The sequence below is a fragment of the Mesorhizobium sp. BR1-1-13 genome (genome assembly GCF_020165515.1).
GTDB lineage: Bacteria > Pseudomonadota > Alphaproteobacteria > Rhizobiales > Rhizobiaceae > Mesorhizobium.
This window is the reverse complement of sequence record NZ_JAIUIH010000009.1, coordinates 82,751-97,995: the sequence shown is the minus strand read 5'-3', so window position 1 is coordinate 97,995 and position 15,245 is coordinate 82,751. Positions and strand designations below refer to the sequence as shown.

Sequence of the window (15,245 nt, the reverse complement as noted above, 5' to 3'; positions counted from 1 at the left end):
CTGGCTGTTTGTCGCTGACCGCGCAATACAGCTAATTTATGTAAACCTTAAATTAATCACGATCGTAAGCATTACATTAACCTTGTTTTGACGATTGCCGCTGCAAAGTCCGGCCTGGCTAGGTGGTTTGCCAAGGCGAGGGTTCGGACAGATGCCAGCATCCCGATTGATTATTCTGAGCGTGGCGGTCGCCGCGGCGGGTGGTGCTGGCTATGTCGCGAAGAACATGGTCGCCGCGCCGCCACCGCAGATCGTCGAGTCCGGTCCAGCGGCTCCCGCCGTGGCATTGCAGGACGTGCTTGTCCTGTCGGGCGATGTCACCATGGGCAGCCAGCTCGAGAACAACATTGCCTGGCAATCCTGGCCGGCTGACGGCATCAACGCCAATTTCATCACCAAGGCCACTGCTCCCGATGCCCTGGAGAAACTGAAGGGGTCCATAGCCCGTGTGCCGATGTATGCGGGCGAGCCGGTGCGGCGTTCCAAGCTGATCGGCGAGGGGCAAAGCTTCATGTCGTCGATCCTGCCTTCCGGCATGCGGGCGGTCGCCACGACGATATCGGCCGACACCTCTGCCGGCGGCTTCATCCTTCCGAATGATTTCGTCGACGTCATCATGACCCGCCGTGCCGATGCCAACAGCGGCGGCTCCGGCTTCAACACCGAAACCATCCTCAAGAACATCCGCGTCCTGGCGATCGACCAGACCATCCAGGAGGACGAGGAAGGCAAGAAGACCAGGGTGGGTCAGACCGCCACGCTGGAACTGACGCCCAAGCAGGCGGAGATCATCACCGTCGCCCAGCAGATGGCGGATCGCCTGACGCTCGCGCTGCGGGCGATCACGGACACCCAGGAAAAGAATGTGGATGAGGCCGACTATCTCGTTTCCGGCAATGGCCGCAAGGGAACGGTGAGGCTGATCAAGTCGGGCGAAGTTTCCGAAGTGGGGGCAAGAAAATGAGGCTAAGCGGTAAACTGCCGGCGATCATGGCAGCGGCTTTCGGCCTGCTGCTCATTGGGACAAACGTGCAGAGCGTGGTCGAGGCCAAGAGTGCCCAGGTTTCGGCTTCGGCGGCCACCCAGCGCGTCAAGCTCGGCCTCAACAAGTCGGTGGTCATCGACCTGCCGAGTGATGCCTACGACATTCTTGTCGCCAATCCGACCGTCGCCGACGCGGTGACCCGTACCGCGAGACGCATCTACCTGTTCGGCAAGGCGGTTGGCGAGACCAACATCTTTGTGTTCGGGCCGAATGGCGAACAGATCGTCAGCCTCGATCTGGCCGTCGAACGCGACGTCGCAGGCCTGGAGGATTATATCAAGCGCTTCATCCCGACATCAGCCATCAAGGTCGAACTGCTGAACGACAACGTCGTCTTGACGGGAACCGTCGACACGCCGCTGGACGCCAAACGCGCCGTCGACCTGGCGACGATCTTCGTCTCGGGCGGTGAAGCGACGACGGGACAATATTCGCAGACCGCGGCCGGCGGCTCGGCCCAGAGTGGTGTCGACATCAACAATCCGGACCAGGAACGCCGCGTCTCCAAGATCGTCAATCTTTTGCAGATCATCGGCGACGACCAGGTCACGCTCAAGGTGACGGTCGCCGAAGTCAGCCGCTCCGTGATGAAGCAGCTTGGCGTCAACATGGTGGGCAGCGGCGGTAGCAACGGTATCAGCTACGACGCGATGAGCACCCCGGCATACGGGCTTGGGAAACCGCTGTCGCAATTCTCGGGAGCTTCGATCGGCACCTCGGCGCTTCAGGCTTATCTAAACGCAATGGAGCAAGGCGGCGTCATGAAGACGCTGGCGGAGCCGACCCTCACCGCCGTCTCGGGTGAGAAGGCAACATTCAAGGTCGGTGGCGAGTTCAATCTCATCACCAGCCGTACGAACAATGTTTCAGACGACAACAAGACAGGGCAGGTCACATACACCAACGATAAACTCGAATACGGCATCGGCCTGGAGTTCCAGCCGGTTGTGCTGTCGGCCGGTCGGATCAGCCTCAAGGTCCGGACGTCCGTGTCGGAGCCTACTGCCGAAGGCGCCACCACGCTGGAAGCGGCAGGCAGGTTGCCCGGAACCACGCTGTTGTCCATCCGCAAGAGACTTGCCGACACCACCGTCGAATTGCCGTCAGGTGGTTCGATGATGATCGCCGGCCTCGTCCGCGATGACGTCAGGCAGGCTGTCGCCGGCCTGCCCGGGCTGACAAAGATCCCGGTGCTCGGCACACTGTTCCGAAGCAGAGACTTCGTGCGCAACGAGACCGAGCTGGTGATCATCATCACCCCCTATCTGGTGAAACCGGTGGCACGGAACGACCTTGCCAAACCTGACGACAATTTCAACGCCGCCAGCGATGGCGCCGGTATGTTCCTGGGCCGAGTCAATCGTGTCTACGGCACAATGCAGACGGACAAGCCCAGCGGCCGTTATCACGGCGTCGTCGGCTTCATCTACAAGTGAACGGGGAAGCGGACATGTCTCAGTCAGCATTGCAGGCAAGGACCATCGCCATGACCACGCGCTCCGGCCGTTCGCGAATTCTCCAGCGCGCCATTCCTGCCCTGGCGGTGGCGATGGCGGCGTTGCTGGGCGGCTGCGCCCAGCGCGACAGTGTCACCGTCGGCGCCATTCCAGACGACTACCGCACCAACCATCCGATCGTGATCGCCGAGAAGAACCAAAAGATAGACCTACCTGTCGGCGCGGGTGACCGCGGCATGACCGGCTCGCAGCGCGACACGCTCCTGGGTTTCCTCGACGGCTATGACAAGAGTGCTGCCCCGACGCTGACGATCCAGGTTCCGAGCGGCTCGGCCAACGAGGTCGCCGCCGCCGCCGCAGCGCGCGATTTCGCCCGGCTCGCGGTTGCCGCCGGCGTCAAGCGCAGCCGGATCGTGGTCGTCTCGTATCAGGCTGCCTCGAGCGAGACATCCGCCCCGATCCGGGTCGCCTATATCGCGGTGAAGGCCCAGACCGACAAATGCGGACGATGGCCAGATGACCTGCTGGAGACGTCCGAGAACAAACACTATGCCGATTTCGGCTGCTCCTATCAAAACAATCTCGCCGCCCAGATGGCCAATCCGGCCGACCTGATCGGGCCGCGCAAGCAGACCACCATCGACGCGGAAAATCGTGGCGCGGTGATCGATGTCTACCGCAGCAGGGATATTTCGGACGAGTTCCTCGGCAATTCTGAAGTGACGTACTGAGCCGCGCCCTAAGGAAAAGAGAAGTCACGGAAAGATGACCATGAGCAACCTTGCCTATGACGCCCCCATGGACGGCGGTGAGACCTCGCCGCAGGACATCGCCGCGATGCAGGCGCTGCGGCCGGTTCCGCGTATCTCGATCCAGGCATTCTGCGAGACCGAGGGTGTCGCCAATCCAGTCGAGCGCGCCGGCGAGGACCGCCGCATGACCAAGGCCCATCTCAAGGTCCATATGGGCGGCGTTCCCACCGCCATAGAATTCTACCAGTCGGCGCCGACGCCGAACCTGATCCTGCTGGAGTCGCGCAGCGAACCCAAGCAGTTGCTGGAACAACTCGCGCAGCTCTCGGAATATTGCGACCCGTCCTCCAAAGTGGTGGTAATCGGCCACTACAACGATGTCGGCCTCTATCGCGAACTCATCCGCTCCGGCATTTCCGAATATGTCATCGCGCCGGTGTCGATGGCCGACGTCGTCAGCGTCATATCGTCGATCTTTGTCGATCCGGAAGCCGAGCCGCTCGGCCGCTCGATCGCCTTCGTCGGTGCCAAAGGTGGCGTCGGCTCTTCCACCATCGCCCACAACGTGGCTTGGGCGATGTCCTCCCTGTTCAAATCCGAGGTGGTCGTCGCAGACCTCGACCTCGCTTTCGGCACGGCCAACATCAATTTCGACCAGGATCCCGCGCAAGGCATCGCCGAAGCGGTATTTTCGCCCGAGCGCATCGATGAAGTCTATCTCGACCGGCTGCTGACCCAGTGCGCCGAACACCTTTCGCTGCTCGCCGCGCCCTCGACGCTCGAACGCGTCTATGATTTCGATCCCGACGCCTTTACGCAGCTTGTCGACACCGCGCAGCGCACCGTGCCGCTCCTGGTGCTCGACGTTCCCCATGTCTGGACGGGTTGGACCAAGAACACACTGATCAAGGCCGATGAAATCGTCATCACGGCGACGCCGGAACTGGCCAATTTGCGCAACACCAAGAATTTGGTCGACATGCTCAAACGGCTTCGTCCCAACGACTCGCCGCCCAAACTGATCATCAATCAGGCCGGCGTGCCCAAGCGTCCGGAGATTTCCCCGTCCGATTTCGCCGAGCCGCTCGGCTTGGCCGCGATGGCGATCATTGGCTTTGACCCGCTGCTGTTCGGCAACGCCGCCAACAATGGGCGCATGCTGGGCGAAATGGATGCCAAGAACCCGGTTGTCGCCACGATCAACGAAATTGCCCATGTGCTGACCGGCCGCAGCGAAATCCGGGTGAAAAAGAAAGCGGGTCTCGGAAACCTGCTCGGCAAACTTTCGCGCAACAAGAAATGATGCTTCTTCAGTGGAATCGGTAGTCGATCATGTTTGGTAAGAGAGGCAGCGACGACGGCAACCGGTTCAAGCCGGAATTCCGCCAGCCGGCACCGGCGCCGACCGCGCCAGCCGTCGCGGATTCGGCCGATACGGCGGTTCTTGCGAGGCCGGCGGCCGCACCTGCGTCGAGCACTCCTGTTGCACCGCCGGCCCGCCGCGCGGTCGAGGCGCCGCCGATAGCTCCGGAGCCGAAGCGGGCGACGCGCGAAAAGAGCGAAACCTACTACGACACCAAGAGCCAGGTCTTTGCCGCCCTGATCGACACGATCGACCTGTCGCAACTCGCCAAGCTTGATCCCGAAAGCGCGCGCGAGGAAATCCGCGACATTGTCAACGACATCATCGCGATCAAGAATTTCGCGATGTCGATCGCCGAGCAGGAAGAACTGCTCGAGGATATCTGCAACGACGTGCTTGGCTATGGACCGCTCGAGCCATTGCTCGCCCGCGACGACATCGCCGACATCATGGTCAACGGCTCCAAGAACGTCTACATCGAGGTCAACGGCAAGGTCGAACAGACCGGCATTCGTTTTCGTGACAACCAGCAGCTTCTCAACATCTGCCAGCGCATCGTCAGCCAGGTCGGCCGCCGCGTCGATGAATCCAGCCCGATCTGCGATGCGCGTCTTCCCGACGGTTCCCGCGTCAACGTCATCGCGCCGCCGCTCGCCATCGACGGCACCGCGCTCACCATCCGCAAATTCAAAAAGGACAAGCTGACGCTCGATCAGCTGGTGAAGTTCGGCGCCATCTCGCCGCAAGGAGCCGAGGTTCTCAAGATCATCGGCCGTGTTCGCTGCAACATCGTCATCTCCGGCGGCACCGGCTCGGGCAAGACGACGCTGCTCAACTGCCTGACCAACTACATCGACCGCGAGGAACGCGTCATCACCTGCGAGGACTCGGCCGAACTGCAACTACAGCAGCCGCATGTCGTCCGTCTGGAAACCCGCCCGCCCAACCTCGAAGGCGAAGGCGAGGTGACGATGCGGGATCTGGTCAAGAACTGCCTGCGCATGAGGCCCGAGCGCATCATCGTCGGCGAAGTGCGCGGACCCGAGGTGTTCGACCTTCTGCAGGCGATGAACACCGGCCATGACGGTTCGATGGGAACGATCCACTCGAACAGCCCGCGCGAATGCCTGAATCGTATCGAATCCATGATCGCAATGGGCGGGTTTTCGCTGCCGCAGAAGACCGTGCGCGAAATCGTCGTCGGCTCCATCGACGTGATTATCCAGGCTGCACGCCTGCGCGACGGCTCGCGCCGCATCACTCACATCACCGAGGTGATTGGAATGGAAGGCGACGTCATCATCACGCAGGACATCGTCCTCTACAACATCAAGGGCGAGGACGCGAATGGGCGGCTGCTGGGAGAGCATGTTTCGACCGGCATCGGTCGCCCCCATTTCTGGGACCGCGCCCGTTACTATGGCGAGGAGCAGCGCCTCGCAATAGCGCTTGAGGCGATGGAGAAACGCGCTGACTGACGCTGCTGCAGGCGTAAGGGTTCTGACCGATGTTTGGAATTGACGGCACCGTATTGGCGTTTGTCGTGCTCGCCGGCTTCAGCGCCGGCGCGGTCGCCTATGCATTCCTGTTCACCCGGATCACCAACGAAAAGCAGGCCGGCAAGCGGCTGGAAACGATCAAGACCGCGGAGACGGATCGCTCCGTCGTCAAGGCCTCGCGCGATCGCGTGGCGGAGGCGGCCAAAAGACGCAAGTCGGTCCAGGATTCGTTGAAGGAACTCGACGAGAAGCAGAAATCCAAGGACAGTGCGGTCAAGAAACCGCCGCTGAAAGCCCAACTGCGCCAAGCCGGCCTGAAGGTTTCCATCGAACGCTTCTATATCTATTCCGCCATTTGCGGCCTAGCCCTGACGATCATCGCCTTTGTGGTGGGGGCGCCGCTTTTTGTTTTGCCTGGCGTGCTGCTGGCCGGTGCGCTCGGCCTGCCGCGCTGGTTCGTCTCATTTCGCCGCGCGCGGCGGGTCAAGGCATTCCTCAATGAATTTCCCAACGCGCTCGACATCATCGTGCGCGCGGTCAAATCCGGCCTGCCGCTGAACGATGCGGTGCGCCTGATCGCCAATGAATCCCCGGAGCCCGTCAAGGCCGAGTTTCGCCGCATCGTCGATTCGCAGCAGATGGGCCTGTCGATCCCGGATGCCACCTTGCGCATGCCCGAAACCATGCCATGCACCGAGGCGAGCTTTTTCGGCATCGTCATTCAGATCCAGTCGCAGGCCGGCGGCAATCTCTCCGAGGCGCTGGGCAATCTTTCGCGCGTGCTTCGCGACCGCAAGAAGATGAAGGCCAAGGTCCAGGCACTGTCGATGGAAGCCAAGGCGTCCGCCGCCATCATCGGCGCGCTGCCTTTCATCGTCGCGTTTCTCGTCTATCTCTCCAGCCCCAACTACCTGATGCCGCTGTTCACCACGAGCATCGGTAACCTGATCCTGGGGGTTTCGGCCGTCTGGATGTCGATCGGCATCTTCGTGATGCGCAAGATGATGAACTTTGAAGTCTAGGGCCGCGGCATGACCGAACAAGTCGTCAAATCACTGACGGATCCCGGCCTCCTGATCGCGCTGCTGGTCGGCATCGCCGTGTTCGCGACGGTCTTCACCTTGCTGCCGGCATTTGGCGGAAACCAGCTCAAGGCGCGCATGAAGTCGGTCGCGCTGGAACGCGACGAATTGCGCGCCAAGCAGCGCGCGCGGCTTGCAAGCGAGGCGGATCGCCGCCGCAAGGGCCTGCGCGAGGAACAGTCGATCGGCATGCGCAACATCGTCGACCGGCTCGACCTGCGGCGCGCCCTCGCCGACGAGGGTACCTTGCAGAAGCTCAAGGTTGCCGGCTTTCGTGGGCAGAACCCGCTGACGCGGTTCCTCTTCTTCCGCCTCGTGCTTCCGTTTGTCGGCTTCGCACTTGGCGTGATCTACATATTCGTGCTCGGAGGACTGCCGCAGCAGCCGCTGTTCATCCGGCTGTTCGTCTGCGTCCTCGTTGCCTATGGCGGCTTCTACGCACCGGTCGTCTACGTCAACAACCGCGCCACCAAGCGCAAGCAATCGATCCAGATGGCATGGCCGGACGCGCTTGACCTGATGCTGATATGCGTCGAGTCTGGTATGTCGGTGGAAGCTGCACTTCGCAAGGTCGCCGACGAGATCGGCGCCCAATCGGTGGCCCTGGCGGAAGAATTCATCCTGACGAACGCCGAGCTTTCCTATCTGCAGGAGCGCAAGCAGGCCTATGAGAACCTCGCCAGCCGCACCGGCCTGGAATCCGTCAAGTCGGTGTCGCAGGCACTTGTCCAGGCCGAGCGTTATGGCACCCCTGTGGCGCATGCGTTGCGCGTGCTCGCGGGTGAAAGCCGGGACCAGCGCATGAACGCCGCCGAGAAGAAGGCCGCCGCCTTGCCGCCCAAGCTCACCGTGCCGATGATCCTGTTTTTCCTGCCGGTGCTGTTCGCCATCATCCTCGGCCCTGCCGGCATCCAGGTCAGCCAGCGCGGCATCTTCGGCCAGGCGCACGAAACCAGCAGCCAGTAGGTGAATCTGGCCGATCCAAAGAAAAACCGCGCGGCTGGCGCAGCGCGGTTCTCTTATGCATGGTTCGGTGGCGGGGTGTCGCTCAGTTGGTCGCGGCTTTCGCCTTGTCCTGGTCCTTGAGCTGGCTCCAGGCATTTTGCTGAGCCAGCATCTGCCTGAGATAAGCGACATTGGCCTGCGCCTGTTCGGGTGACAGCTCCTGCGAGGCGATCTTCTCGGCTTCGTCGAAGCGGCCCTGCAGGCCGACGACCAGCGCCAGGTTCTGGCGCACGCGGCTGTCGGCATTCGGCTGCTGTGCGGCCGAGCGCATATAGGTTTCGGCGGTGCGCAGATCGCCTCCCAGCACATAGGACATGCCAAGGTTGGATAGCACCGAAGGTTCGTTCGGCTTGAGTTCCAGCGCCTTGCGGTAGAGTTGGCGCGCGTCGTCCTTCTGGCCGAGCTGATCGAGAATGGCCGCTTCCGCCGACACCAGCCTCCAGTCGGGATATTCCGGCGTCTGCGCCCGGCGCACGGCGTCAAGCGCCGCCTCGAACTGGCCGTTGGCGGCCAGCGCCTTGCCGTAGGCGGCAAGCACGTCGCGATCCTTGGGATAGGCGATCGCCAGCTTGCGCATCACGGCAAGCGACTGGTCGGCATCGCCATCCATCTGCAGCGCCGCGGCGAAGTTGGTCGCTATCCGCTTGTCGTTGGGATTCCTGGCATAGGACTGGCCAAGCGCTGCCGTCGCATTGTGCAATTCTCCCGCCGACATGGTCTCCAGCGGCTTGCCGCTGGTGCGTGCGATCGAGCCTGTGCTGATCTTGTCGGTTCCGCAGCCGGCAACGCCTGCGGCCAGCGCGAGCATGAAGGCCGTGGTGATGAGCCGCCTTCCGGTGGCGTTCATCGTGCGGTTCGTCGGCATCGGCACCCTGGGCCTCCATTCATGCGCGCGGCCATTGCGTGTCCATCTTCCCTCTCGAAGAAATATTCTGTTAACCCTAACGGACAGTTAAGAAGCGCCGAATCGACGGACGTCGGCAGGAGAACATCGAATGTCAGTGGAACTGGTCGAGAACAAGCTGAACAACCCGCTTCCTGTCCACCTGGTGGCCAAGGACGGTCTGGAGACGGCCGGCCTGGCGTCATCTGCCGTGGCGTGGGCCAGGGCCAACGGCTTCTCCGGCGAAGCGGGCAGGACGCTGATAGTGCCTGCCGAAAACGGCGCGCTCGGCGGTGCCTTGTTCGGTATTGGCGACGGCGAGGGCGCGCTGGCCGTTGGCACGCTGGCGAAAAGCCTGGCGGAGGGCGACTGGCATTTCGCCTCCTCGCCGGCCCGGCCGGAACTGGCGGCAATCGCGCTGGCCCTCGGCGGCTATGTCTTTACCCGCTATGGCAAGAAACCGGGCAAGGCGCTGCGCTTCGAATTGCCGGCCGGCGTAGAGGCAAAACGCGTTCGCCGCATCGTCGAAGGCGTCTTCCTGACGCGCGACCTTGTCAACACGCCGACCAGCGACATGGGGCCGGGCGAGCTGGAGAAGGCGGTTCGAGCCTTGGCCGAAATTCACAAGGCCGAAGTGTCGGTTATCAAGGGCGACGACCTCATCGAGCAGAATTTCCCGATGGTCCATGCCGTCGGCCGGGCTTCGTCCAGTGCGCCGCGCCTTATCGACATGGGCTGGGGGCCAAGGAGCGCCCCGAAAGTGACGTTGGTCGGCAAGGGCGTCTGTTTCGACACTGGCGGTCTCGACATCAAGCCGTCGTCCGGCATGCTGTTGATGAAAAAAGACATGGGGGGTGCCGCGAATGTGCTGGGTCTGGCCTCGATGATCATGGCCTCCGGATTGAACGTGCGGCTGCGCGTGCTGATCCCGGCCGTCGAGAATTCGATCGCCGGCAACGCCTTCAGGCCTGGCGACGTGTTGGCGAGCCGCAAGGGCATGTCAGTCGAGATCGGCAACACCGATGCCGAGGGAAGACTGGTTCTGGGCGATGCGCTGGCGCTGGCCGACGAGGAGGAGCCGCAATTGCTTGTCGACATGGCGACACTGACCGGCGCTGCCCGTGTCGCGCTCGGTCCGGACCTGCCGCCCTTCTACACCGGCGACGAGGCATTGGCCTCGGAACTGGCGGCCGCCTCGCTGGCGGTCGAGGATCCGCTGTGGCGCATGCCGCTGTGGCGGCCCTATGATGCGAAGCTGTCGTCGAAGATCGCCGACATCAACAATGTCACCACGGATGGGTTCGCCGGTTCCATCACCGCGGCGCTGTTTCTCAAGCGCTTTGTCGAGAAGACGGCAAGCTGGGCGCATTTCGACATCTTCGCCTGGAACCCCGCCGATCGTCCGCACGGACCTGCCGGCGGCGAGGCGCAAGGCATCCGGGCACTGGAGCACGTCATCTCGAAGCGTTTTGGCTGATGTGGCGGCGACTCTCACGGCCGGCAGATTGCCGAAACTGAAACGGAACCGAAACAATTTGCCGTCATTCTCGTGCGATGTCGATTTCGATGCGCCCGAGCCAGGCCTTGCGATTGTGGCAGCAAGTGATGCTGTCGCAGGTGCGCGACGACGCGCCCGACCTCACCATGCGCCAGACGGCTATCCTGTTCACCATCTATCTCGATCCGCCGCCGCACACGGTGCGCGGGCTGGCGGCCCGTCTCAACGTCACCAAGCCGGTCATCACCAGGGCGCTCGACACGATGGGCGCGCTCAAACTGGTGTCGCGCCATCGCGACGAGCTCGACAAGCGCAACGTGCTGATCAAGCGCACGGTCGAAGGCGCGCTCTTTGTCGAGCGCTTCGGTGATGGTATCATCGCCAAAGCACAAGAGCTGCCTATCTGACGACCAGCCACTTCAATGGATAAACTGATTTGACCGCCAGGGATGCCCGCCTCCACGCCTTTCGGCCCGATCTTGCCGATGCGAGATTGAAAGGAGAGGTCGCTGCCGACCGCTTTGTCGCCGGCCGGCCTGCGCGGATTTCGATCCCGGTTGCCGATATCCGCAAGGCTCCGCGTCCGGACGCTGGTGTCAACACGCAAGCCCTATTCGGCGATGACGTGCTCGTTTTCGAGGACAGAGAGGGCTGGGCCTGGATCCAGGCCGAACGGGACGGTTATGTCGGCTATGTCGCCGACACCATGTTGGGCGGGCGGGATCATGCGCTCACCCATATCGTCTCCGTGCCCCGAACTTTCCTCTATCCCGGCCCGGATCTGCGCCTTCCGATTACGGGACAGCTGTCGATGGGGTCCACCGTCACGGTGACGGGGTCCGCCGAAACGCGCGGCACCCACTATGCCGTCCTGCCCTCCGGTGAGGCAATCATAGCGGGTCACCTGCGGCCGCTCAGTAATCTGGCGGCCGACTATGTTTCGGTGGCCGAGACGTTTCTCGGCACGCCCTATCTCTGGGGTGGTGTCTCCGGCTTCGGCATCGATTGCTCCGGCCTCGTGCAACTGGCGATGCGCATGGCCGGCGCCGATGTCCTGCGCGATTCCGACATGCAGGCGCAGAGCATCGGCGGGCCGCTCGATCCGGGCCCCGATTATTCCGGCCTGCGCCGCGGCGATCTCGTTTTCTGGAAAGGCCATGTCGCCATCATGACCGATGCCGAGACCATGATCCACGCCAACGGCCACACCATGCTGGTGTCGCGCGAAGGCCTGAAGGAAGCCGTCGCCCGCATCGGCTATCTCTACGGCGGGCCGACGGGGTTCCGGCGGCCGTAGCGCCGATCCTCCCTTCCCCCCGGGGAAAGGAGACTGCTCGATCACCTTTTGTTCCGATTGTTCTTGGCGTTCGCGCGCCGTCGCGCTACCTCTGACGCGTGACAGAGAAGCCGCGCCTCGCCGACCAGAATGCCGCCGTCGTCCTGCCCGAACCATTCCTCAGATGGTTCGGCGAGAAAGGCTGGTCGCCGCGCGCGCACCAGCTCGAATTGCTGGCGAGGGCCCAAGCAGGGCAGTCGGTGCTGCTGATCGCGCCGACCGGCGCCGGCAAGACACTGGCCGGGTTCCTGCCTTCGCTAACTGAACTGGCCGTCAGGGCCAGGCGAAAGCCGGGGCAGGCGCATCGCGGCATCCACACGCTCTACATCTCGCCGCTGAAGGCGCTGGCTGTCGACATCGAGCGCAACCTCGGCAAGCCGGTGGAAGAGATCGGGCTCTCCCTCACCATCGAGACCCGCACCGGCGACACGCCGGCGCACAAGCGCCAGCGGCAGAAGCTGGTGCCGCCCGACATCCTGCTCACCACGCCCGAGCAGCTTGCGCTGCTGATCGCGGCACCCGATGCCAGGCGTTTCTTCGAGGACCTGCGCTATGTCGTGCTTGACGAGTTGCATTCGCTGGTGATTTCGAAGCGGGGTCATCTCCTGGCGCTTGGCCTGGCGCGGCTGCGTCAGTTCAGGCCCGAGCTTCAGACCATCGGCCTTTCCGCCACTGTGGCCGAACCGGATGAATTGCGCCGCTGGCTGGTCGGCCAGAATCCGCCCGAAAATACAGCAAGCCCCGATATGGCCGAACTGATCGTCGTTACCGGCGGCGCGAAGCCCGAAATATCCATCCTGGACTCGGAAGAGCGCGTGCCTTGGGCCGGGCATTCGGCGCGCTACGCGACGCCGGAGATCTACCGCGAGATCAAGCGCCACAAGACGACCCTGCTGTTCGTCAATACGCGCAGCCAGGCGGAGTTGCTGTTCCAGGAATTGTGGCGCGTCAACGAAGATACCTTGCCGATCGCGCTGCATCACGGATCGCTCGATGTCGCGCAGCGGCGGCGGGTCGAGAAGGCGATGGGCGACAATGCGCTGCGCGCCATCGTCGCCACCTCGACGCTCGACCTCGGCATCGACTGGGGCGACGTCGACCTTGTCGTGCATGTAGGCGCACCGAAAGGAGCGAGCCGGCTGGCACAGCGCATCGGCCGCGCGAACCACCGCATGGACGAACCGTCCAAAGCCATCCTCATCCCGGCCAACCGCTTCGAGGTGCTCGAATGCCGGGCAGCGCTGGACGCCAACTATCTCGGCGCGCAGGATACGCCTCCACTGGTCGATGGCGGGCTCGACGTGCTGGCGCAACATGTCCTTGGCTGCGCTTGCGGCGCGCCGTTCCGCGCGGACGATCTTTACGAGGAGGTGCGGTCGGCCGCTCCCTATGCCGGCCTCGATCGGCCGACATTCGACCGCGTCGTCGATTTCGTCGCCACGGGTGGCTATGCCTTGAAGAGCTACGAACGATACGCCCGCATCCGCCTCAACAAGGATGGGTTGTGGCGGGTATCCAATCCGCGCGTGGCCCAGCAATACAGGCTGAATGTCGGCACCATCATCGAGGTGCCGGCGCTCAACGTGCGTTATGTCCAGGCCGGCAGCAAGGGTTCCGCGTCGCGCGGCGGCCGGGTTTTAGGCAAGATCGAAGAGGCTTTTCTCGAGACGCTGACGCATGGCGATACCTTCATGTTTGCCGGCAAAGTTCTTCGCTTCGAAGGCATTCGCGAGAATGAGTGCTTCGTCTCTAACGCGCCCGGCAGCGACGCGAAGGTGCCTTATTATGGCGGCGGCAAGTTCCCGCTTTCGACCTATCTCGCCGAACAGGTCCGCGCCATGCTGGACGATCCGCAGCGATGGAAGAAACTGCCCGAGCAGGTGGCCGATTGGTTGCGCTTCCAGGCCGACAAATCGGTGCTGCCCAAACGCGACGATCTGCTGATCGAGACCTTTCCGCGCGGCAACCGCCATTATCTGGTGGCCTATCCCTTCGAGGGCAGGCTGGCCCACCAGACGCTCGGCATGCTGCTTACCCGCCGTCTGGACAGGGCCGGCGCCAGGCCGCTTGGCTTTGTCGCCACAGACTATGCCCTCGCGATATGGTCACTGAACGATATGGGCCTGATGTTCAGGGCCCAAAAACCTTCGCTGGGTGCCCTTTTCGACCAGGACATGCTGGGCGACGACCTGGAGGCCTGGCTGGCCGACAGCTGGCTTCTCAAGCGTACCTTCCGCAATTGCGCGCTGATTTCAGGGCTGATCGAAAAGCGTCATCCCGGCAAGGAGAAGAGTGGGCGTCAGGTGACCGTCTCGACGGACCTCATTTATGACGTCCTGCGCAGCCATGAGCCGGATCACATCTTGCTTCAGGCGACGCGCGCGGATGCGGCGGCGGGCCTGCTCGATGTCAGCAGACTTGCGGACATGCTCTCGCGCATTCAAGGTCGAATCATGCATAAGAACCTCGAACAGATATCACCGCTCGCCGTGCCGATCATGCTCGAGATCGGCAAGATGCCGGTCCACGGCGAAGCCGACGAGACGCTGCTGATGGACGCGGCGACGCTGGTTGAGGAAGCCATGGGGCCGGAGATGGCTGAGGAATGAATTTTTCGCTGGCGCGCGCATCGTTGATCGGCGAGGCCGATCTGGTCGGCATCGCCGGCGAACGTGCGGTCTGCGATCCGCGCGGCGTGCTCTATTTTCCCGAGCTCAAGCTTCTGGCCGTTTCCGATCTGCATCTGGAAAAAGGCTCGTCGCTGGCAAGGCGCGGCACGCTGCTCCCGCCCTATGACACCGGCGCGACCTTGCTGCGATTGCAGGCCGTCATCTCAGACTACCAGCCGGCAATCGTCATCAGCCTGGGCGATTCCTTCCACGATGGCGGCGGCGCCGAGCGCATGCATCGAAGTTTCCGCGAACGGCTGGAGGCGCTGATGGCGGGCCGCGACTGGTTCTGGGTGGCCGGCAACCATGACCCGGAGGCGCCGGCCGGCCTGCCGGGCGAGACGGTGCGCGAACTCGCCATCGGCTCGTTGCTGTTCCGGCACGAGCCGTCGAAGCTGCGCGTCGAGGGCGAGATATCGGGCCATCTCCATCCCTGCGCCCGCATCGTCCAGCAGGGCCGTTCCGTGCGGCGGCGCTGTTTCGCCGGCGACGGCGGCCGCATGATCATGCCCGCCTTCGGCGCCTATACCGGCTCGCTCAACGTGCTCGACCGCGCCTATGCCGGCCTGTTCCGCCTGGAATCGCTGATGGCCTATATGCTCGGCACGGACCGCATCTTTGCGATTTCGGGCTCGATGCTGCGACCCGGCTGAAGC

General features: G+C 63.0%; 13 protein-coding genes. 12 read left to right on the top strand and 1 reads right to left on the bottom strand.

Annotated elements, in window-relative coordinates; all coding sequences use genetic code 11:
- The first annotated feature begins 151 nt into the window (after positions 1-151).
- Genes cpaB through LB533_RS20720 form a run of 7 tightly spaced genes read left to right on the top strand, consistent with a single transcriptional unit; the run spans position 152 to position 8,164 of the window.
- Complete coding sequence (gene cpaB, locus LB533_RS20750; RefSeq protein ID WP_140639947.1) at positions 152-964, top strand: Flp pilus assembly protein CpaB; 813 nt, start codon at positions 152-154, stop codon at positions 962-964.
- Entirely contained in the window at positions 961-2,481 is a 1,521-nt protein-coding gene (locus LB533_RS20745) for a type II and III secretion system protein family protein (RefSeq protein ID WP_140639946.1), read from the top strand. The genes cpaB and LB533_RS20745 overlap by 4 nt, the downstream gene beginning before the upstream one ends.
- Positions 2,482-2,495: 14 nt before the next feature.
- On the top strand, positions 2,496-3,233 hold the full coding sequence (locus LB533_RS20740) for a CpaD family pilus assembly protein (protein WP_140639945.1): 738 nt from the start codon (positions 2,496-2,498) through the stop codon (positions 3,231-3,233).
- A gap of 40 nt (positions 3,234-3,273) precedes the next feature.
- Positions 3,274-4,557, top strand: a complete 1,284-nt coding sequence (locus LB533_RS20735; RefSeq protein ID WP_411908880.1) for an AAA family ATPase — start codon at positions 3,274-3,276, stop codon at positions 4,555-4,557.
- A 29-nt stretch (positions 4,558-4,586) separates the two neighbouring features.
- The gene (locus tag LB533_RS20730; RefSeq protein WP_140639943.1) at positions 4,587-6,095 is read left to right on the top strand and encodes a CpaF family protein; all 1,509 of its coding nucleotides are present in this window, start codon (positions 4,587-4,589) and stop codon (positions 6,093-6,095) included.
- A 29-nt stretch (positions 6,096-6,124) separates the two neighbouring features.
- Positions 6,125-7,138, top strand: a complete 1,014-nt coding sequence (locus tag LB533_RS20725; protein WP_140639942.1) for a type II secretion system F family protein — start codon at positions 6,125-6,127, stop codon at positions 7,136-7,138.
- Between the two features lie 9 nt (positions 7,139-7,147).
- Complete coding sequence (locus LB533_RS20720; RefSeq protein ID WP_140496706.1) at positions 7,148-8,164, top strand: type II secretion system F family protein; 1,017 nt, start codon at positions 7,148-7,150, stop codon at positions 8,162-8,164.
- Between the two features lie 82 nt (positions 8,165-8,246).
- Here the strand turns inward: LB533_RS20720 and LB533_RS20715 are convergent, their stop codons facing one another.
- Positions 8,247-9,068 (bottom strand): tetratricopeptide repeat protein, encoded by an 822-nt coding sequence (locus LB533_RS20715; protein ID WP_224678152.1) that lies wholly within the window; start codon positions 9,066-9,068, stop codon positions 8,247-8,249.
- Positions 9,069-9,198: 130 nt separating this feature from the next.
- Between LB533_RS20715 and LB533_RS20710 the strand changes: the two genes are divergently transcribed.
- The 5 genes from LB533_RS20710 to pdeM all read left to right on the top strand — a co-directional run bounded on the left by LB533_RS20710 (position 9,199) and on the right by pdeM (position 15,242).
- Positions 9,199-10,563: a leucyl aminopeptidase family protein gene (locus LB533_RS20710; RefSeq protein ID WP_224678151.1), complete on the top strand. Its 1,365-nt coding sequence runs from the start codon at positions 9,199-9,201 to the stop codon at positions 10,561-10,563.
- Between the two features lie 77 nt (positions 10,564-10,640).
- Positions 10,641-10,991: a MarR family winged helix-turn-helix transcriptional regulator gene (locus LB533_RS20705; RefSeq protein ID WP_140513216.1), complete on the top strand. Its 351-nt coding sequence runs from the start codon at positions 10,641-10,643 to the stop codon at positions 10,989-10,991.
- A 29-nt stretch (positions 10,992-11,020) separates the two neighbouring features.
- Entirely contained in the window at positions 11,021-11,881 is an 861-nt protein-coding gene (locus LB533_RS20700; RefSeq protein WP_224678150.1) for an NlpC/P60 family protein, read from the top strand.
- Between the two features lie 98 nt (positions 11,882-11,979).
- Complete coding sequence (locus LB533_RS20695; protein ID WP_224678149.1) at positions 11,980-14,529, top strand: ligase-associated DNA damage response DEXH box helicase; 2,550 nt, start codon at positions 11,980-11,982, stop codon at positions 14,527-14,529.
- On the top strand, positions 14,526-15,242 hold the full coding sequence (gene pdeM / locus LB533_RS20690; protein ID WP_224678148.1) for a ligase-associated DNA damage response endonuclease PdeM: 717 nt from the start codon (positions 14,526-14,528) through the stop codon (positions 15,240-15,242). Before LB533_RS20695 ends, pdeM begins: the two co-directional genes overlap by 4 nt.
- Positions 15,243-15,245 lie beyond the last annotated feature (3 nt).

What these genes read in the sequence shown, in the direction of transcription:
- LB533_RS20725 (WP_140639942.1), top strand. Translation starts at nt 6,125, where the DNA reads ATGTTTGGAATTGACGGCACCGTATTGGCGTTTGTCGTGCTCGCCGGC.
- LB533_RS20720 (WP_140496706.1), top strand. Translation starts at nt 7,148, where the DNA reads ATGACCGAACAAGTCGTCAAATCACTGACGGATCCCGGCCTCCTGATC.
- cpaB (WP_140639947.1), top strand. Translation starts at nt 152, where the DNA reads ATGCCAGCATCCCGATTGATTATTCTGAGCGTGGCGGTCGCCGCGGCG.
- LB533_RS20735 (WP_411908880.1), top strand. Translation starts at nt 3,274, where the DNA reads ATGAGCAACCTTGCCTATGACGCCCCCATGGACGGCGGTGAGACCTCG.
- LB533_RS20745 (WP_140639946.1), top strand. Translation starts at nt 961, where the DNA reads ATGAGGCTAAGCGGTAAACTGCCGGCGATCATGGCAGCGGCTTTCGGC.
- LB533_RS20715 (WP_224678152.1), bottom strand. Translation starts at nt 9,068, where the DNA reads ATGCCGACGAACCGCACGATGAACGCCACCGGAAGGCGGCTCATCACC.
- pdeM (WP_224678148.1), top strand. Translation starts at nt 14,526, where the DNA reads ATGAATTTTTCGCTGGCGCGCGCATCGTTGATCGGCGAGGCCGATCTG.
- LB533_RS20710 (WP_224678151.1), top strand. Translation starts at nt 9,199, where the DNA reads ATGTCAGTGGAACTGGTCGAGAACAAGCTGAACAACCCGCTTCCTGTC.
- LB533_RS20730 (WP_140639943.1), top strand. Translation starts at nt 4,587, where the DNA reads ATGTTTGGTAAGAGAGGCAGCGACGACGGCAACCGGTTCAAGCCGGAA.
- LB533_RS20705 (WP_140513216.1), top strand. Translation starts at nt 10,641, where the DNA reads ATGTCGATTTCGATGCGCCCGAGCCAGGCCTTGCGATTGTGGCAGCAA.
- LB533_RS20740 (WP_140639945.1), top strand. Translation starts at nt 2,496, where the DNA reads ATGTCTCAGTCAGCATTGCAGGCAAGGACCATCGCCATGACCACGCGC.